17 protein-coding genes are annotated in these 18,608 nt (G+C 63.3%); 6 read left to right on the top strand and 11 right to left on the bottom strand.

Annotation, left to right across the window (positions count from 1 at the left end):
- Positions 1-159 precede the first annotated feature (159 nt).
- The 3 genes from NPS29_RS17315 to NPS29_RS17305 all read right to left on the bottom strand — a co-directional run bounded on the left by NPS29_RS17315 (position 160) and on the right by NPS29_RS17305 (position 2,932).
- Positions 160-672, bottom strand: coding sequence for an HPP family protein (locus tag NPS29_RS17315; RefSeq protein ID WP_274133961.1), 513 nt, complete (start codon positions 670-672; stop codon positions 160-162).
- Between the two features lie 6 nt (positions 673-678).
- Complete coding sequence (locus tag NPS29_RS17310) at positions 679-1,881, bottom strand: NAD-dependent formate dehydrogenase (RefSeq protein WP_274133960.1); 1,203 nt, start codon at positions 1,879-1,881, stop codon at positions 679-681.
- A 139-nt stretch (positions 1,882-2,020) separates the two neighbouring features.
- Positions 2,021-2,932: a LysR family transcriptional regulator gene (locus NPS29_RS17305; protein ID WP_274133959.1), complete on the bottom strand. Its 912-nt coding sequence runs from the start codon at positions 2,930-2,932 to the stop codon at positions 2,021-2,023.
- A gap of 205 nt (positions 2,933-3,137) precedes the next feature.
- Between NPS29_RS17305 and NPS29_RS17300 the strand changes: the two genes are divergently transcribed.
- Together NPS29_RS17300 and NPS29_RS17295 are read left to right on the top strand one after the other, a co-directional pair.
- Complete coding sequence (locus NPS29_RS17300; protein WP_274133958.1) at positions 3,138-4,106, top strand: XdhC family protein; 969 nt, start codon at positions 3,138-3,140, stop codon at positions 4,104-4,106.
- 109 nt (positions 4,107-4,215) lie between these two features.
- On the top strand, positions 4,216-5,736 hold the full coding sequence (locus NPS29_RS17295; RefSeq protein ID WP_274133957.1) for a xylulokinase: 1,521 nt from the start codon (positions 4,216-4,218) through the stop codon (positions 5,734-5,736).
- Here NPS29_RS17295 and NPS29_RS17290 read toward each other — a convergent pair.
- From NPS29_RS17290 to NPS29_RS17265, 6 genes are all read right to left on the bottom strand, one after another.
- Positions 5,723-6,442, bottom strand: coding sequence for an SDR family oxidoreductase (locus NPS29_RS17290; RefSeq protein WP_274133956.1), 720 nt, complete (start codon positions 6,440-6,442; stop codon positions 5,723-5,725). The genes NPS29_RS17295 and NPS29_RS17290 overlap by 14 nt on opposite strands.
- A gap of 22 nt (positions 6,443-6,464) precedes the next feature.
- The gene (locus NPS29_RS17285; protein ID WP_274133955.1) at positions 6,465-7,445 is read right to left on the bottom strand and encodes a sugar-binding transcriptional regulator; all 981 of its coding nucleotides are present in this window, start codon (positions 7,443-7,445) and stop codon (positions 6,465-6,467) included.
- 34 nt (positions 7,446-7,479) lie between these two features.
- Positions 7,480-8,346: a carbohydrate ABC transporter permease gene (locus tag NPS29_RS17280; RefSeq protein ID WP_274133954.1), complete on the bottom strand. Its 867-nt coding sequence runs from the start codon at positions 8,344-8,346 to the stop codon at positions 7,480-7,482.
- 1 nt (position 8,347) lies between these two features.
- Positions 8,348-9,253, bottom strand: a complete 906-nt coding sequence (locus tag NPS29_RS17275; RefSeq protein ID WP_274133953.1) for a carbohydrate ABC transporter permease — start codon at positions 9,251-9,253, stop codon at positions 8,348-8,350.
- Between the two features lie 151 nt (positions 9,254-9,404).
- Positions 9,405-10,739 (bottom strand): ABC transporter substrate-binding protein, encoded by a 1,335-nt coding sequence (locus NPS29_RS17270; RefSeq protein ID WP_274133952.1) that lies wholly within the window; start codon positions 10,737-10,739, stop codon positions 9,405-9,407.
- A 76-nt stretch (positions 10,740-10,815) separates the two neighbouring features.
- Complete coding sequence (locus NPS29_RS17265) at positions 10,816-11,847, bottom strand: zinc-dependent alcohol dehydrogenase (RefSeq protein ID WP_274133951.1); 1,032 nt, start codon at positions 11,845-11,847, stop codon at positions 10,816-10,818.
- Positions 11,848-12,079: 232 nt separating this feature from the next.
- On the opposite strand from NPS29_RS17265, the gene NPS29_RS17260 reads away from it, so the two are divergent.
- Positions 12,080-13,246 carry an ABC transporter ATP-binding protein gene (locus NPS29_RS17260; RefSeq protein WP_274133950.1) on the top strand — a complete coding sequence of 389 codons (1,167 nt, stop codon included), beginning with the start codon at positions 12,080-12,082 and terminating at the stop codon, positions 13,244-13,246.
- A 90-nt stretch (positions 13,247-13,336) separates the two neighbouring features.
- Here NPS29_RS17260 and NPS29_RS17255 read toward each other — a convergent pair whose 3' ends face one another.
- Positions 13,337-14,260, bottom strand: a complete 924-nt coding sequence (locus NPS29_RS17255) for a LysR family transcriptional regulator (RefSeq protein ID WP_274133949.1) — start codon at positions 14,258-14,260, stop codon at positions 13,337-13,339.
- Between the two features lie 137 nt (positions 14,261-14,397).
- On the opposite strand from NPS29_RS17255, the gene NPS29_RS17250 reads away from it, so the two are divergent.
- Both NPS29_RS17250 and NPS29_RS17245 read left to right on the top strand, forming a co-directional pair.
- Positions 14,398-15,453 (top strand): tartrate dehydrogenase, encoded by a 1,056-nt coding sequence (locus NPS29_RS17250; RefSeq protein WP_274133948.1) that lies wholly within the window; start codon positions 14,398-14,400, stop codon positions 15,451-15,453.
- Positions 15,454-15,661: 208 nt separating this feature from the next.
- Complete coding sequence (locus NPS29_RS17245; RefSeq protein WP_274133947.1) at positions 15,662-17,002, top strand: dicarboxylate/amino acid:cation symporter; 1,341 nt, start codon at positions 15,662-15,664, stop codon at positions 17,000-17,002.
- Here the strand turns inward: NPS29_RS17245 and NPS29_RS17240 are convergent.
- Positions 16,993-17,664, bottom strand: coding sequence for a murein L,D-transpeptidase catalytic domain family protein (locus NPS29_RS17240; protein ID WP_425312524.1), 672 nt, complete (start codon positions 17,662-17,664; stop codon positions 16,993-16,995). The two genes, NPS29_RS17245 and NPS29_RS17240, sit on opposite strands and share 10 nt — an antisense overlap.
- Positions 17,665-17,964: 300 nt before the next feature.
- Here NPS29_RS17240 and NPS29_RS17235 point away from each other — a divergent pair, with 300 nt between their 5' ends.
- Positions 17,965-18,588, top strand: coding sequence for a cell wall hydrolase (locus NPS29_RS17235; protein WP_274133946.1), 624 nt, complete (start codon positions 17,965-17,967; stop codon positions 18,586-18,588).
- Positions 18,589-18,608: the final 20 nt, after the last annotated feature.

Below are 18,608 nucleotides of genomic sequence, written 5' to 3'. Positions count from 1 at the left end.
GCGTCCTCGAAATCGCCATCGCCGGCAAGCCGGACTGCTACGTGGAGGTGTGGGTGTTGACGGAATTTGTGTCCCACCGCATACCCCGTAGCAGCACGGCTTGCCGGCGGGGACGATCTTGAGGTCGCCATCGCCGGCAAGCCGGACTACAACGGGGCATCAACCAAGGTTGCCGGGTGGGGCGTTGAGCCGGGTGGAGGCTTTCCAGTACACCCAGGCAATCGCCGCCAGCAGCACGGCCCCTGCCAGGGTCGGTATCAGGATGAAGGTCCAGCCGGGCTGGGTCATGAAGATGATGATCGGGTTGCCGCCCGCAGGTGGGTGCGTGGTGCCGGTGATTGCCATCACCATCACGCACAGCGCCACCGCAAGAGCCATGGGGGCGATGCCCGGGCCGAACAGGGCAAGGCACCCCACGCCGATCGTCGAGCACAGCACATGCCCGCCAATGACATTGCGCACCCTGGAGAACGGCCCCTTGGGAAAGCCGAACAGCAACACGCACGACGCGCCGAACGAGCCGATCAGCAGGGGCTGCTCGCTGAACGTGGTCACCGCACCGACCACGCTCAATGCCAGAAATGCCCCCAGACCGGCCAGCAACAGCTGGCCGATCCGCGCCCGTCGGGAAGTGGCCAGAATACCTGGCACTGTCGATGAGAGCTGGGTCATGGGGCGTTACCGTTTTTTGAAGCGTTCGGCTTCTTCCGACCCTTTGGTCGCATTCCCCGCGCTGTAGGAGTGCGCGCCGACGCCGGCCAGTTTGCCGCCCTGGACGATCAGGTACTCGTCGCGGATCGGGCGGTTCTCGAAATAACACTCGAGAATTTCACGGGTGCCTGCCGCATAGCGGGCCTGCGCCGAAAGGCTGGTGCCGGAAATGTGCGGGGTCATGCCGTGATGGGGCATGCCGCGCCATGGGTGATCGGCAGGTGCCGGTTGCGGGAACCAGACGTCGCCGCCGTAGCCTGCCAGTTGGCCACTCTCCAGTGCCGCCGCGATGGCGTCGCGGTCGCACAGCTTGCCCCGCGCGGTGTTGATCAGATACGCGCCGCGCTTGAAGTGCTTGAGCGAATCGCCGTTGATCATGTGCTCGGTTTCAGGGTGCAGCGGGCAGTTGAGCGTCACCACGTCACAGACCTTGGCCAGGCTTTCCAGCGTCGAGTGGTAGGTCAGGTTCAGCTCTTTCTCCACCGCTTCGGGCAGGCGATGGCGGTCCATGTAGTGCAGGTGCATGTCGAATGGCTTGAGCAGACGCAGCACGCGCAGGCCGATGCGCCCGGCAGCGACTGTGCCGACGTGCATCCCTTCGACGTCGTAGGAGCGGGCCACGCAGTCGGCGATGTTCCAGCCGCCCTTGAGCACCCAGTTGTGCGACGGCAGGTAGTTACGCACCAGCGCCAGGGTGGTCATCACCACGTGTTCGGCGACGCTGTTGCTGTTGCAGTAGGTCACTTCGGCCACCGTGATGCCGCGGTCCATGGCCGCCTGCAGGTCGGTGTGATCGGAGCCGATGCCGGCGGTGACGATCATCTTGAGTTTGGGTGCCTTGTCCATGCGCTCGGCGGTCATGTAGGCCGGCCAGAACGGTTGCGAAATGATGATCTCGGCATCGTGCAGTTCGCGATCCAGCACGCTGTCTACGCCGTCTTTGCTGGAGGTCACGACCAGTTGGTGACCGTTGGATTCCAGGTATTTGCGCAACCCCAGCTCACCCGAAACACTGCCCAGCAGCGTGCCGGGCTGGAAGTCGATGGCCTTGGGGGTCGGCAGCGTCTGGCCGTCGGGATAGCGTTCCAGATGGGGCAGATCATCGCGGGCGTAGGACTGGGGTTGGCCGTTGACCGGGTCGTCGTAGAGTACGCAAACAATTTTCGCCATGGTGCCTCCTGATTGTTGGATGAACGAGGGCGCGTCATGCCACTCGCCGAAGCGGATCGTTGCCGCTTGCGAGCCATCCTCGGGGAGGCTGCGATCCAGAGCCAATCGCTTGTTCCGATCTATAGATCGGACAGACCGATCAACAGCGCAGGAAGGAGTCGACCCGGCTTTGCAGGTCCAGTGAACGGATTACGTTCAGCGCCGAATTGATCAGCAGCGGTTGCGGATCGCGCCGCAGAAACACCAGGCCGATCTCCCTGGCCAGCTCCGGGACAATGGGAATCGCGGTAATTTCTTCGCGCATCTCGCTCATCGACAGCGCGCTGTGGGGCACCACGCTGTACAACCCCGAGCAGCGTACGTGACCGTAAAGCACCATCATCGAGTCGGTCTCGACCCTGGGTGTCACGCATACGCCCGCTCGGGCAAAGGCGTCGTCCACCCCTTTGCGGCACTGCATGTTGCGGGTCAACAGGCACAGCGGCAGTTGCGCCACGGCGTCCCACGTCAGGCTTTGTTCGTGGCTGAGGGCCGTGTCGTCCCGGGCGATCAGCACGTAGCGCTCCTTGAACAGCGGCAGCGTTTCGAACGCCTGCAAGCGAACGTCGGCCAGGTACGTCATGCCCAGGTCCAGCTCGAAATTGGCCAGGCGCTGCAGGATGTCCGAGGTCGCCAGGGTGTACACCTCGTGATTGAGGCGGGGGTAGGCGGTCAGGCAGGAGTCGGTCATCAGCGGCACCATCGACAGCACCGTCGGGATGGCCCCCAGGCGCAACACGCCGGCGGGGTCTTGCTCGTCGTGGCCGGCCTCCTGACGCATGGCGCCACAATCGGCGAGGATCCGCCGCGCCCAGACCAGCACCTTCTCGCCGTCGCAGGTCAGCCCTTCGAAGCGGCGACTGCGCTGCACCACTGAAATGCCCAGGTCCTGTTCCAGGTTGCGGATGGCCTCGGAAAAGGCCGGCTGCGAGACGTTGCATTTCTCTGCGGCACGGCCGAAGTGCTGTTCTTGGGCGAGCGTCACCAGGTAGGTCAGTTGGCGCAGGAGCATGGGTGAGCGGTTCCGTTGTCGTTATTGTGGGTATTGGAGCGGTGCAGTTGTCACCGAAGGATACAGATCAGCACAGAGAACGATCGTTGTATAGCGTTGGATATAACGATAGGGCCGGGCGGGATGGACCCGGATGGCGTATCTCGCAGATGGCATCGATCTTGCCTTTTCATGAAGTGTTTACTTCATGAAAAGAGTGTTCGCCATGCAACCGCTTGATCTGCAGGTGATTCAACGGGCAATCCACTGGCTCGAATCGGGGCAGACGGTGTGGCTGTGCACCGTGATTGCCAGCTTCGGCTCATCGCCGCGCCCGCCCGGTGCATTGCTGGTCGCCAGAAGCGATGGCGCGAGCTGCGGGTCGCTGTCAGGGGGCTGCATCGAGGACGATTTCCTGCAGCGGGTTGCCCAGGGCGGTTTTGCCGAGCCCATTGCACTGGTGCGCTATGGCGACGGCAGCGACGCACCGCAAGTGCGCCTGCCTTGTGGCGGGGTGCTGGAGGTGTTGGTCGAGCGGCTTGAGGCGCATGGGACGAATATCGAGCACCTTCGTCGGCTGGAATCGGCGCTGCTGGGGCGCGGACGGCTGGTGCGGGAATGGCGCTTGCCGTTCGCTGATCCACAACTGCTCGAAGACAACCAGGACGGCCCGCGTGTGGAACGCTCCGGGGAGCGGTTGCGCGTGCGGTTCGGCGCGGCTCAGCGGTTGGTCATCGCGGGTGTTTCGACGGTGGCGTTGTTCTGTGCGCAATTTGCCCTGGCGCTGGATTTCGAGGTGATTATCTGTGAGCCCCGCGAAGAGTTTCAGCATCCATTGGGGATCGCCAATGTGCGGTTTGAACCGATTCTGCCGGCGCGCTGGATCGCCGAAGGGGGGTGCCATGAGGCTACGGCGGTGGTGGCGCTGACCCATGATCCACGGCTGGACGACCTGACCATGATGGAGGCGGTGAACAGCCCGGCGTTTTACATCGGGGTCATGGGGTCGCAGAAGACCAGCGAAAAACGCATGGAGCGCTTGCAGCGGATTGCCGGGATGGACGAGGCGACGCTGGCCCGCATCCATGCCCCGATCGGCCTGGCGCTGGGCAGCAAGACACCCGCAGAGATCGCCCTGGCGGTGTTGGCGGACATCGTTCGCGTGAGAAACGGCGTGGCGCGGGAGCGGGTTTGAATGCGGTGTGCGCCGTGGTGGACACACGGGGTTTCATTCCGATGGCGCAAGGGCGTGCGTCCTGGGCTACGATTCGCAGGTTGTCACGCACGGACGGAGCAGGGCGCGCATGCACGAGTTGGTCATCGGTATCGATCTTTCCACCACCACCTGCAAGGCCATCGCCTGGGATGCGCGGGGCGTGCTGGTCGCCCAGGGGCGTGCGCCGTTGACGCTGTCGCGTCCGGCACCCAATGCCTACGAGCAGGACCCCGAGCACTGGTGGTGCGCCACGCAGCAGGCGGTGAAATCGCTGCTGGCCCAGATCGAGGGCCGCTCCATCGCGGCGGTCGCGGTGGTCAACCAGCGTGAAACCGTGGCGGTCACCGACGCCCGTGACCAACTGCTGCGCCCGGCAATGCTCTGGCTCGACGAGCGTCGCAAGGATGAGGTATCAGCGCTGTGTCAGCGGGTAGGCCACGAACGCCTGCACAGCATCACCGGCAAGCCCCACGACTGGGCGCCGGCCATTTACAGCCTGGCCTGGCTGGCCGATGCCGAGCCCGAGCTGTTTCACAAGATTCGCCACGTCTACGATCCCCACGCCTGGCTCGTGCGCAAGCTCACCGGCGCGTTCGTGACAAGCTGGGCCAGCGCCGATCCGTTCGGAGCCTTCGACATCCACCGGCATCGCTGGGCGGACGATGTGCTGAGGGCGCTGCCCATTGCGCTTGGCAGCGAGTGTTTCCCCAAGGCCTGCGCTCCCGGCACTGTGCTGGGCACAATCACTCAAGACGCCCATGCACTGACTGGTTTGCCAGTCGGCACCCCCGTGGTCGCCGGCGGTGGTGACGGGCAGGCCGGCGGCCTTGGCATCGGTGTGGTCAGCCCCGGTACGGCGTATCTGAACCTGGGCACCGCGATCGTCTCGGGCGTCTACGCCGCAACCCCTCGGGTGAACGACGCCTTCCGCACCCTCTGCGCCATCGACCGCAAAGGCTATGTGCTGGAAACCTCCCTGCGGTCAGGCACGCTGCTGATCAACAGCCTGCTCAAGCAGTTTTTCGAGATCGACGTGGTTGCCCAGCCCGACAGCCTGATCCGGCTGGAGATAGAAGCCTCGCGCGTCGCCCCCGGCAGCGAGGGGCTGATTCTGTTGCCGTACTGGAACGGGGTGATGAACCCCTATTGGGACCAGGATGCGCGGGGCTGCCTGCTTGGGTTGTCACCGGATCACGGCCGGGCGCAGATCTACCGCGCCGTGCTCGAAGGTATCGCGCTGGAGCAGGCCCTGGCCACTCAGCGCATGGTCGAGGCCACGGGTGAGCCGGTCGATGCTTTCGTTGCAATCGGTGGCGGCGCGGCGAGCCGATTGTGGTGCCAGATCATCGCCGACATCACCGACCGCCCGGTGATTCGCGCCGTCACTCAGGAAGCGTCGAGCCTGGGCGCCGGAATCGCAGCTGCCGTAGGGGCGGGCTGGTACGAGGATTTCGCCAGTGCGGCGCAGGCCATGACCCAGGGTGGCGAGACGTTCTCACCCAACCCCGCGCTACGGGAATTTCATCGCGAACTGCTGGCGCTGTACAGCGAACTCTACCCGCGCTTGCGCGACCTTTATCCACGCCTGGCAAAACTCAACCAGCGCTGAATCCACCGTCCACCGTGAGGGTCACGCCGTTGATCATCGCTGCGTCCTCGCTGAGCAGAAAGGCGATGGTCGCGGCGATTTCGTCCGGTTGCACGAAACGCCCCAATGGAATGCGCGACAGCATCGACGCCGCCTTGACCGGGTCGCTCCAGGCCTTGTCGGCCATGGGCGTGAGGGTCACCACCGGGTTGACGCTGTTGACCCGGATTCCGTACGGCCCAAGCTCCACGGCCATGACCCGGGTCAGCGCATCCAGCGCCGCCTTGGACGCGCAGTAGGCGGCGTGATCCCGGGTGCCCACCGCGGCGGCCAGGCTCGACACGTTGACGATGGCCCCCGGCACCCCGCGAGCGATCAGATCCCGCGCGACCACCTGGGCCACCACCATCGGTGCACGGGTGTTGACCGCGATCATCTGGTCGAAGGTTTGCACCGAGGTGTCGAGAAAGGATTCAAGCTCGACCACGCCCGCGCAGTTGACCAGCAGGTCGATGGGCAGCATCGACGCCACCGCCGCCTGGGTTGCGGCCACGTCCGCCAGGTCGACCACCAGCGTCTGTTCGCAGTAGGCCAGATCAGCCGGAATGCGGCCCAGGGCGATCACCTCGGCGCCGCAGCGGCTGAGCCACTCGACGGTCTGGCGGCCAATACCTTTGCCCGCCCCGGTGACCAGAATGCGTTTGCCGATGAAATCATGGGAGGGCATGAAGGTGGCTCCAGAGGTTGGGTCAGGGTTCTTGTTCGAGCAGCTCGAGGGCTGCGCTCTCGTCGATCACCAGTTCGTGGACGACGTTGCGCAGCAGCACGGCGCGGATGATTTCGGCTTTGTACGGGCCGCCGGACACCAGCACCACTTTCTTGATCTTGCGCAGGTCGTCCGGGTCCAGCGAAATGGCCCGGCGGTTGAGCGGGTGATTGACCTCGATGCCGTCGCGGTCCAGCCAGCGCCCGAGCAGATCGCCCACGGCACCGGCGGCGCGCAGCGAGCGGGCGTCCTCGGGGTTGACCAGCCCCAGTTCCAGCATCAGCGAACGCTCGCTCAGGTCACCCACGGTGAGCAACGCGACGTCCGCTTCCCGCGCCTTGCCCAACACCGCTTGCACCGAGGCTTCGGCCAGGATCATGTCGCGGTAGTGCTCCGACGGCGCGAAGAGCGGGGCGGCCAGGTAGTAATAGGAGCCTTGCAGCAAGCCTGCCAGGCTCGAGGCGATTTCCACTGTGTTGTTGGCCGAGCCGTAATGCAGGCCGCCCAGCAGCGAGACCACGGTGGTGTTCGGCAGCGAGCGGCCCTGCAGTTCGCGAACCGCCTGGCGCAGGGTCCGGCCCCAGCCCACGGCGACGATGCAGCCATCGCTCAGGGACTCCTCGATGCTCGGGGCCACGGCAACGCCCAGCACGCGAAAGATGCTCGACGGATCGTCCGGCGAGGGCGCCACGGTGACTCTTTCTAGGCCGAAGCGCTCCTGCAGGCGCTCCTCCAGGGCCACGCAGGAGGCCAGCGGCGAGTTGATGCGGATCTGCACCACGCCGGTTTCGCGGCAGGTCGCCAGGGCCTTGTTGACCCGCACCCGGGTGATCCCCAGGCGGTCGGCGATCTGTTGCTGGGTCATGCTGTTGACGTAGTAATACCAGGCGATACGGATGTTCAGTTGATCCTCCGCGTTCACCGTATCGGTGTCGGCGGTAAATTCCGGATAGCGATTGTGCACGGCGGCGTCCTTCAAAACCTGGGAAGCGCGGCGCCTATTTCACGGCGCCCATGGTCAGACCTTGTACCAGATGCTTTGAAACCATCAATGCAAAAATGATCACGGGGAAGACGATCAGCGTGCCGGTGGCCATGATCTCGCCCCAGGGCAGATCATAGCCGCTCATGAAGCTGGTGGCGGTCACCGGTGCCGTGCGCGCTACGTTGCGCGTCAGCACCAGGGCGTAGAGCAGTTCGTTCCAGGAAAAGATGAACGAGAAGATCGCCGACACTGCCACGCCCGGCATCGCCAGCGGCAGCGCGATGCGCCAGAAGATGGTGAAGCGCGAGGCGCCGGACAGGCGTGCGGCTTCATCCAGATCCTTGGGCACGCCGCGAAACTGGTCAGTGCAGATCCATACCACGATGGGCAGGTTGAAGGTCAGGTAGATCAGGATAAGCACCAGGTGCGTGTCGATCAGCCCCAGGTTGCGCGCCATCAGGAAGATCGGCAACGCCACGACAATCGGGCTCAACATGCGGTTGGTGATGAACCAGAACCACAGGTCCTCCTTGCCCTTGAACTCGAACCGTGCCAGCGCATAGGCCGCAGGTGTACCCAGACCCACGGCGAGCACGGTGGTGCAGGCGGCGACGATCAGCGAATTGTCCAGGCTATGCAGCACGTCGCGCTCGAACAGCACCTTGACGTAGTTGTCCAGGTGCGGGGTGAACAGCCACACCGGCGGCGAGGCCAGCGCTTCGGCCTGGGTCTTCATGCTGGTGGCGACCATCCAGTAGAACGGAAACACCGCGAACAGGAAGATCGCCAACAGGCCCACCAGATGCCAGGCGCTGACTTTCATTCGCGGGCGGGTGCGTGCAGGCGTGGCCACGACGTTGGCGGCAGGTACGGTTGCCATGTCAGATCTCCCGGTAGACGAATTTGATGTACAGCCGCGCCAGCACGATGGTCAGGATCAGCAGCAGGATCGCCTGCGCCGAGGCCACGCCCTGGTCGAACACCCGAAAGCCGATGCGCTGGATGTACACGCTGACCAGCTCCGTGGCTGCGCCCGGACCGCCGCGGGTCATGGTGAACACGGTGTCGAACATCTTGAGGATGTCGGCGGTGCGCAGGATCAGGATCACCGTCGCACTGGGCAGCAGAAACGGCAGCTGCACGTAACGCACGATCTGCCAGCGACTGCGGGTCTCCAGACGCGCGGCTTCTTCGATTTCGTTGGGCACCATGGTCAGCCCGGCGAGCAGCACCAGCGCGCAGAAAGGCGTCCATTGCCAGATGTCCATCAGGGCCACGGCGATGAAGGCGTTGGTGGTGTCGCCCAGCCATTCCACGGGACCTGCGTTGAGCATCGCCAGCAAGGCGTTGGCCACGCCGAAATCGCGGTTGAAGATCAGCCGGCCGATCAGCCCGGCCACGGCAGGGGCGGTAGCGAGCGGGATCACCAGGCTCATGCGCGCCAGCAGCTTGAAGCCTGACAGACCCGGCTTGTGCAGCAGCAGGGCGATGACCAGCCCCAGGGCCAGTTGAATCGGCACCACGGTGACCAGAAACAGCCCGGTACGCCCCAGCGCCGCCCAGAACGAGGCGTCATTGAGCACGTTTAAGTAGTTGTCGAAGCCGATGAAGGGCGTCGGGTCCTTGGGCCGTGCAAGGTTGTACTGGCGGAACGAATTGACCAGCGCGAACACGGTGGGAAAGATTCCGATCAGCGCCAGCGCAACGGTGGCCGGCGCCAGAAAGGAAAAGGCCGCCCGGGTGTTGTTCCAGAGCGTGGGGAATACCCGTTTTTTATTGTTGGACATGGTGGTTCGGATCTCTGGTCGGGCAAATACGTTTGCAACTGAGCACAGTCCCTGTGGGAGCTGGCTTGCCAGCGAAAGCGGCGTGTCAGACACCCCAAGGTTGACTGACATACCGTCTTCGCTGGCAAGCCAGCTCCCACAGGTTACGGCGTTACTTCAGCAACTTGACCTTGCCGTCGTAGTAGCCCGCCTTCTTGAGGATGTCCTCCATCTTCGTCCCGATGGCCTTGGCCCCGGCTTCGACGCTGGTCTTGCCGAGCATGATGGCGGTGCCGTTTTCGCCGACCACTTCAGAGATTTCCGGCCATTGCGGGAAGCGTGGACGGTAGTCAGGCACGCCGCCTTCCCAGGAGGTCACCATCGGCTGCACGAACGGGTATTTCTTCTGCACCTCAGGATCCTTGTACACCGACATCCGCCCACTCACGCCACCGGCCTCCAGGTACGGCTTGGCCATGGCCTCGGAGGTCACCCACTGGATGAACAGCCACGCGGCGGCTTTCTGTTTGTCGTCCGAGTGCGCGTTGACCCCCAGCGAGAACCCGCCCAGTGCCGGCTTGAGCCCCGCAGGCCCCTTGGGTTCGGTGGCCACGGCCAGGCAGTCGGTGATCTTGGATTTTCCGGGGTCGGCCAGGGTGCTGTAGAACGCCGACCACTCGGTGATCATCGCCACCTTGCCCTGGGCCAGCGCGTTGACCGCTTCGTTGTGGTCATAGTCGACGATGCCCGGCGGCATGAACTTCATCAGGTCCTGGCGGAATTGCAGGCCTTCCTGGGATGCCTTGGAGTTGAGGTTGGACTTGAAGTTGGCGTCCAGCAACGAGCCGCCGAACGGCCAGAGGAAGCGCATGAAGCTGTCCGCCGACTGCGTTTCGCCACGGCGCGATTGCAGGGCGTAGGCGTAGCGGTCCTTGGCCTTGTCGGTGAGCTTGGGCCCGTAAACCTTGAGCACCTCGTCCCAGGTCGCAGGGGGCTTGTCGAAGCCTGCATCCTTGAGCATGCACTTGTTGTAGAACAGCAGGCCCGAATAGTTATCGAAGGGCAGGCCGTAGGTCTGGTTGTCCCAGCCGCCGAAGGACTCCAGCAGGATCGGGAAGAAGCCGTCGAGCTTGAGGTCCGGGTCCGCGAGCTTGGGGTCCTTGGTGAAGGTGGTCACCGGTTCCAGCCAGCCGTTGCCGGCGAATTCGCCGATCCACACCACGTCGGTCAGCACCACGTCGAGCTGTTCGCCGGAGGTGAAACTCAGCACCTGGCGTTCGCGGCTGTTCTCGTAGGGGATGGTTTCGTAGCTGACCTTGATCCCGGTTTTTTTCTCGAACTCGGGCAGCAGCTTGATGGCGGCGGCGTAGCCTGGGCGGTCGAGGAAAATGGCCTTGATCTCGGTGCCCTTGTAGGGCGTTGCGGCCTCTTCGAGCGTCCAGGCCTGGGCGGCGCCTGAGCCGAGTGCGATTGACAGGGCCAGGGCATTCCATACCAGCTTGTTCATTACGTGACCTCTTTGTTCTTGTTGGTGAGGATTACGCGTTGTGTGCGCTGACGCGCGTCGGGAGTTACAGCACTGCTTATTCGGGGTGGGGGAGAATCACCGTCTTGAGCGCCCCGTCGAGAAATTCCGAGGGGTAACTGAACGCTTCTGTGGCCTGGGCCAGGTCGAAGCGATGGGTCACCAGGCAATCGACGTCCACCGAGCCTTGCGCCACCAGTTCAATTGCCCGGTCATACACATGGCCCATGCGCCGGGACATGCGAATGTCCAGCCCCTTGCGCCGCAGCAACGAAGCACTCAGGGGCGCGTACTGGTCGCCATCGGGAATGCCCACCAGCACCACCCGGCCGCCAATGCGCGCCGATTGCGCGGCGATCTGAAAGCCTTCCGGGGAGTTGGTCGCCTCCAGCACCAGGTCGACGCCGCGCCCCTGGGTCCATTCGGCGATGGCGGCGTGATCGGCGGACACCTCATCAGCACCCAGTTGCCGGGCTTTCTCGGTGCGGTAGTTGATCGGGTCGATGGCGTAGATCGCCTTCTTGCACAGCATCCGCGCCAGTTGCAGCAGGCACAGGCCGATGGGGCCGCAGCCGATGATGGCGACGGTTTCGAAGAGTTTTTTACTGCCCGCCAGGTCCATCGCATGGATTGCCACGCCCAGGGGTTCGAGCATGACTGCCTGAACCGGGGTGAAGTGATCGGGGACGGGGTAGATCTGGCTGGGCGCGACCACAATGTATTCGGTCATCGCGCCGTGGGTGTGGGGCGGGGAGCCGAGGAACTGCACGTGGGGGCAGAGGTTGACGTGGCCGCGATGGCACCATTCGCACTGCCCGCAAGGTTTGGCCGGGTCCACGGCGACCAGTTGCCCGGCCGCAAGGTTCAAGTGCGGATGATCGTCGACCACACGGGCGGCAAATTCATGCCCGGCGATGAATGGCTGGGTGATGCGGGCGTGGCCGATGGCGCCTTCCTTGTAGTAATGCAGATCGCTGCCACACACGCCGACGGCGCTGACCCGCAACAAGACCTCACCGGCCGCAGGCACTGGCACCGGCTTTTCGCCGATGCGGATGTCGCGGATGCCATGGATATACGCAGCCCGCATTCGGTGTGCTCCTTGACATTTGTATTTTTAGAATTACAAATGATCGTAGAGCGAAATATTTTGCTGTCAAGTTCCAGAATGAACACGCACCTGTAGGAGTGAGCTTGCTCGCGATTGCGGACCGTCAGCCCCCACATGTGTGACACCTAGACCGCCATCGCGAGCAAGCTCACTCCTACAATTGATCGGCGTTGGCAGGACCACAACAACAATAAATCCAGGGGACACGATTTTGACTGAGCTCAGTTTGACCGGCATCGAGAAGGCCTACGGCGATATCAAGGTGTTGCACGACATCCACCTGAATATCGAAAGCCGCGAATTCGTGGTGTTCGTCGGGCCGTCCGGTTGTGGCAAGTCGACCCTGCTGCGCTGCATCGCGGGGCTTGAAAGCATCACCCAGGGGCAGATACGCATCGGCGCCCGAGACGTGACCTACCTTGAGCCCGCCGACCGTGGCGTGGCGATGGTGTTTCAGTCCTACGCGCTGTACCCGCACATGTCGGTCTACGACAACATCGCCTTCGGCCTGAAGATGCAAAAGACCCCTCGCGAGCAGATCGAAGCCAAGGTGCGCAACGCTGCGCGCATCCTGCAACTGGAACCGTTGCTGGAGCGCAAGCCCAAGGCGCTCTCGGGCGGTCAGCGTCAGCGGGTGGCGATCGGACGTGCCATCGTGCATGAGCCCGAGGTGTTTCTGTTCGACGAACCCCTGTCCAACCTCGACGCCTCGTTGCGGGTGCAGATGCGCATCGAGATCGCCAAGCTGCATGCCGACCTGCAGGCAACCATGATCTACGTCACCCACGATCAGGTGGAAGCCATGACCCTGGCCGACAAGATCGTAGTGCTGAACAAAGGCTGCGTCGAACAGGTGGGCTCGCCGCTCGAGCTGTATCACCACCCGCGCAACCGCTTCGTGGCAGGCTTCATTGGCTCGCCGCAGATGAGTTTCCTGCCGGTGCAGGCAGTGCTGGTGAGTGCCGAAGGGGTACAGGTCAGTCTGCCGGGCGGCGCCAGGCTGTTGGTGCCGGTCAAAGGTGAGAACGTCAGCCCCGGTCAGCCGCTGACCCTGGGTTTGCGCCCGGAGCACTTGTCCGAGCGTGGGGCAGGGGATGCGCAGATTCCAGTGACGGCATTGGTGGTTGAGCACCTGGGCGGCGAGACCTTCACCCATGCCCAGACCGCCGAGGGCAGCGACCTGATGGTCAAGGGCGACGGCATGTCTTCGGTCAAGGCCGGGCAGACGCTGGCTGTGGGTGTATCAGGGGCGCGCTGTCACCTGTTCGATGAGCAGGGGCAGGCGTTGGCGCACCTTCGGCATTACACCCAGACCTACACCGACGGCGGTGCCCTGTACGGCGGTAAGCTTACTGCGCCAGTCACCTCGTTCCCGTAGCAGCCGGGCTTGCCCGCGGGTGATCTTGAGACCGCTCCCGCCGGCAAGCCGCGCTGCTACGGTAGTGGTCATCAGAGAAATGGTAGAGAGTCACTCCCGCTCCGACATCGTCTCCTCCAGGTGGTCGATGTGCTCGAAGCGCTCCACCAGAAAATCGATCAGGCTGCGCACCCTCGCCGACAGGTGCAATTGCTGCGGGTACACCGCGTAGACGTCGGCGCGGGTCGGGGTCTGGTCTTCGAGCACCAGCCGCAGGCGACCACTGCGTACATAACGGGCGATGTCCCATTCGGCGCGCAGCAGAATGCCGAACCCCTCCAGCGCCCAGTTCAGGGCCACCTCTCCGTCGTTGCAGCCCAGCGCGCCTCGCACCTTGACGTTCTGCGTCCTGCCGCCGTTGGTGAAGCTCCATACCCCGTAAGGCGTTTCGTTCTGGCGCAGGAAAATGCAGTTGTGATCTTGCAGATCTGCCAGGCGCGCCGGCACGCCATGTTTTTCCAGGTACAGGGGCGATGCGCACAACAGGCGCCGGTTGGAGGCGATCTTGCGGGCATGAAAGGCCGCGTCGGGCAGGGTGCCGAAACGGATGCCCAGGTCAAAACCGTGGGCGGTCAGATCCAGCGGGTGGTCGCTGATTTCCAGCTGGATTTCCACCTCCGGATAACGGGCGAAAAACGCCGCCAGCGCCGGGCCAATGTAGCGCCGCCCGAAGCCCAGTGACGCATTGACCCGGATCAGGCCCTTGGGCGTTGCGCGGCTGCTGCTCACCAACTGCTCCACCTCTTCGATCTGCGTGAGGATCCGCGCGGCGTGGGAAAAATACAGCTCGCCCTCGGCGGTCAGGCTCATGGAGCGGGTAGTGCGGTTGACCAGCCGGATGCCCAGCCGGGCCTCAAGGGCGGTCAGGCGCTTGCTCACCGCAGGCGGCGTCACGCCCAGCTCCCGAGCGGTTGCGGCGAGGCTGCCTTGCTTGGCCAGAAGGTAGAAAAACTGCAGGTCCAGAGACTGATTCATTCGTAACTCAAAGTTATGGATGTAGTGATTTCAAGGAACTCACTGCTTTGGTTTCACTACATATACTCCGCTCACACCCCGCTTGAACAGCCCTGTTCGAGGGGAAAAACAAGAACGTTTCGAGAGTGGAGTTGAACATGAGCGCATACAAGATTGCAGCGATCCCAGGCGACGGCATCGGCGTGGAAGTGATTGCCGCCGGCGTTGAAGTGCTGCAGGCCCTGTCGAAGAAATCCGGCTTTGCCCTGGACTTCAAACACTTCGACTGGAATTCGGACAATTACCTGAAAAACGGCTACTACATCCCCGAGGGCGGCCTTGCGGAACTTAAAACCTTCGACGCGATTTTCTTCGGCGCCGTGGGTGCGCTGAACGTGCCGGACCACATCTCGCTGTGGGGCCTGCGCTTGCCGATTTGCCAGGGCTTCGACCAATACGCCAACGTGCGCCCGGCCCGTGTGTTGCCAGGCGTGAAGAGCCCGCTGCACAACGGCGAGCAGATCGACTGGGTGGTGGTGCGCGAAAACTCCGAAGGCGAGTACTCGGGCAATGGCGGTCGCGTGCACCGTGGGCTGCCGGAAGAGGTCGCCACCGAGGTGTCGGTGTTCACCCGTGCCGGGGTCGAGCGCATCCATCGCTTCGCTTTCGAACTGGCCCGCAGCCGTCCGCGCAAGCACCTGACCATGGTCACCAAATCCAACGCCCAGCGGCACGGCATGGTGCTGTGGGACGAGATTTTCTACGAAGTCGCCAAGGACTTCCCGGACGTGAAGATCGACAAGGAACTGGTGGACGCCGTCACCACGCGCATGGTGCTCAAACCCGGGACGCTGGACGTGATCGTCGCCACCAACCTGCACGCCGACATTCTCTCGGACCTGGCCGCCGCGCTGTCCGGCAGCCTGGGCATTGCGCCCACCGCCAACCTCAACCCGTCCCGCCAGTTCCCGTCGATGTTCGAACCCATCCACGGCTCGGCCTTCGACATCACCGGCAAGGGCGTGGCCAACCCGGTCGCGACCTTCTGGACCGCCGCCCTGATGCTCGAACACCTGGGTGAGCCGGCGGCGGCCAAGCAACTGATGTCGGCCATCGAAGCGGTCACCGAAAGCGGCCTGCACACGCCTGATCTGGGCGGCACGGCGACCACCCGGCAGATCACCGATGCGGTGCTGGCGCTGATCAATCGCTGATTCGAATCACAGGCTACACCGATGCTGATTGTAGGAGCGCGCTTGCTCTGGGCGGCATTCCGACGATTGCGGTAGGTCTGCAACGAATGAGTTGGCTGACACTATGTCATCGTCGGAATGCCGCCCAGAGCAAGCGCGCTCCTACAGAGACTGGGCTTCGGCCTGACCTCAGCTATTCCTGACAACAATAAAAAATCAGGGCCCTGTCATGAAAAGAATCCTGTCCAAGCTCTATGTCCAAGTGCTCATCGCGGTGATCCTCGGCGCCATCGTCGGCGTGCTGGTTCCCGACACCGCTGCCTCGCTCAAACCCCTGGGCGATGCCTTCATCAAACTCATCAAGATGCTGCTGGCCCCGGTGATTTTCCTCACCGTGGTGTCGGGCATCGCGCGCATGGAAAGCATGAAAGAACTGGGGCGCGTGGGTTTTCGCGCGCTGCTGTATTTCGAGGTGGTCTCGACCCTTGCGCTGGTGGTCGGACTGATCGTGGTCGACGTGTTCAAGCCCGGCGCCGGGATGAACATCGACGTCGCGACGCTGGACACCTCGAGCCTTGCCACCTACACCGCAGCGGTCAAGCATGACTCGTTCATGGACTTCGTCATGAACATCATCCCCGACACCATCGTCGATGCGTTCGCCAAGGGCAACGTGCTGCAGATCCTGCTGTTCTCGATCCTGCTGGGCGTGGCGCTGGCGCAGGTCGGGCCGCGCGGCAAGGTGTTCGTCGATGCGCTGGACAGCCTGATGCAGGGCATGTTTCGCATCGTCAACATGGTCATGCGCCTGGCACCGATCGGCGCGTTCGGGGCGATTGCGTTCACCATCGGCAAGTACGGCTTCGGCTCGCTGTTCTCCCTGGGCAAGCTGATGGCGTGTGTCTACCTGACCTGCGCGCTGTTCGTGATCTTCGTGCTCGGACCGATCTGCCGCTACAGCGGTTTCAGCCTGTGGAAATTCCTGCGTTTCATCAAGGAAGAACTGTTCACCGTGCTCGGCACCAGTTCTTCGGAGTCGGTGCTGCCGCAGATGATTTCCAAGATGGAAAAGGCCGGGGTGTCCAAGCCGGTGGCCGGGATGATCATTCCCTCGGGTCTGACCTTCAACCCCGACGGCCAGGCGATCTACTACACCATCGCGGCGATCTTCATTGCCCAGGCCACCAACACGCCGCTGACCCTGACCGACCAGTTGATCGTGCTGGCGGTATTGATGTTCACCTCCAAGGGCTCGGCGGGGGTGACCGGTTCGGGCTTCATCATCCTGGCTGCAACCCTGGCATCGCTGGGCACGATTCCGGTGGCCGGGATGGTCTTGCTGCTGGGCGTGGACCGCTTCATGTCCGAGGCGCGTGCGATCACCAACACCATTGGCAACGGCGTCGGCACCATGGCCATCGCCAAGTGGGTCGGGGCGCTGGACACCGCGAAGATGCACCGTGCCCTCAACGGCGAGCCTGAGCCTGTCGCGCAGCCGCAGCCTGTCGAGAAAGCACCATCGTCGTCAACGGGGCTTCGGCCTGCGCTGGGGAGCGTTTCTCAGGGCTGATGCGTTGGCGCGCAGTGGATGAAGGTCGATGACTTGAGCCACTGCGCGTCGGGGTAGTAGATGAACAGCAGTTGCCCGTCTTTCAGGGTATCGATCAAGGGCCTGGCCACGGCGCTTCCCACAGCGGGGCAGCCGTGGCTTCTGCCGAGCCGGCCATTCTCGCGGGCGAAGGCATCGCTGACGTAATCGGCCCCGTGAATCACCACATCCCGTTCGAACGCCCGGTCATTGAAGCCCGGCTCCAGGCCGTCCATGCGCAGGGAATAGCCGTTGCGCCCGGTGTAGGGTTCGCGCGTGCTGTACAGGCCGATGCTAGACGCAAGACTTTGCGACTCGTTGGAGAAATGCGTGGCCAGGTTTTCGCCGCTGTTGCGCCCGTGGGCCACCAGCTCGCGAAACAGCAGGCTGCGCTTGGGCAGGTCGAATACCCACAGGCGCGGCGTCGTGGAGGGCAACGAGTAATCGATGACCGCCAGGCGTGTCGGCTCAAGCGGGGTTTGCCCGGCGCGGCATTGTGCCGACTGCACTGCAAGCTCGATCACCTTGGGGTCGGCATCCGGCGCGGCCTGTTGCAAGGCCGCTTGCAGCGAGGGCGGGGAGGCTGCACACGCAAGGTTTGTGCAGAGCATCAGCGCTGGCAGAATCCACGGTTTGAACGGCATCGGCAGGCACTGCACGGGCTGTGAAGGTAGCCGCCAATATCCTCAACCACACCCGTGTTTGGCAAGCCTCAGTGATCCCGATGTCACGCGCCCATTGCATAAAGCCAAAGGGCCACTATGCTGCTCCCAGCGACTTGTTTTACAGTTGCGCTTGCTGTTCGGCGTTCCATTCATAACAACCCATAACTTGTCGAAGACAGCTTGCGATGTTCCGTGCGTTGCTGCCTGGCGAGCCTTGAAATGGCACCGCAGGCGTGACACGGGTGCAGGAATGATCGGCCTCGCAAAGAAGGTTCGACGATGCGCCTCACTTCTCTGTTTACCGGCCTGTTGCTGACGCTGTTGGCAAGCTCCGTGCTGGCCGCCGACGCCACCCCGCAACCTGAGGCCGTGGTCAGCAAGGCTCAGGTACTGGAAGAAAAAGCTGCGGAAAAGGACGGCCCCACATCACCAGTGCCCAAGAGCGAAACCATTACCAAATCCGAAGCCCAGGCCGTGGACCCCGCTGGCGTGCAGCCCGTCGATGACGCGCTGGTGTGCCTGTCGCGCACCATCTATTGGGAAGCCAAGGGTGGCAGCGATGCGGACATGGAAGGGGTGGCCAGCGTGGTGCTCAATCGCCTTGGCCATGAAGGGTATCCAGACACCATCTGCGCAGTGGTCAAGCAGGGTGTTGAGAAAAAGGCCTGTCAGTTTTCCTGGTGGTGCGACGGGCGCTCCGATCAGGTCAAGGAAGATGATCGCTACGCCGCCTCCAAGGAAATCGCCCGCAAGGCCCTCAACCAGCAACTGACCGACCGCACCAAAGGCGCGATGTACTTCCACGACCGCAACGTCAAGCCAGACTGGGCCAGCGAGTACATCAAGACCGCCGAAACCGGGAAGTTCCTGTTCTACAAGCCCAGGGACGGCAAGGCGAAGTGAGGGGAGCGCTTCGATCCCAA

Origin of the sequence: Pseudomonas putida (genome assembly GCF_028682175.1) — a bacterium.
Classification (GTDB): domain Bacteria; phylum Pseudomonadota; class Gammaproteobacteria; order Pseudomonadales; family Pseudomonadaceae; genus Aquipseudomonas; species Aquipseudomonas putida_AD.
This window is presented reverse-complemented; position numbering and strand designations above follow the sequence as displayed.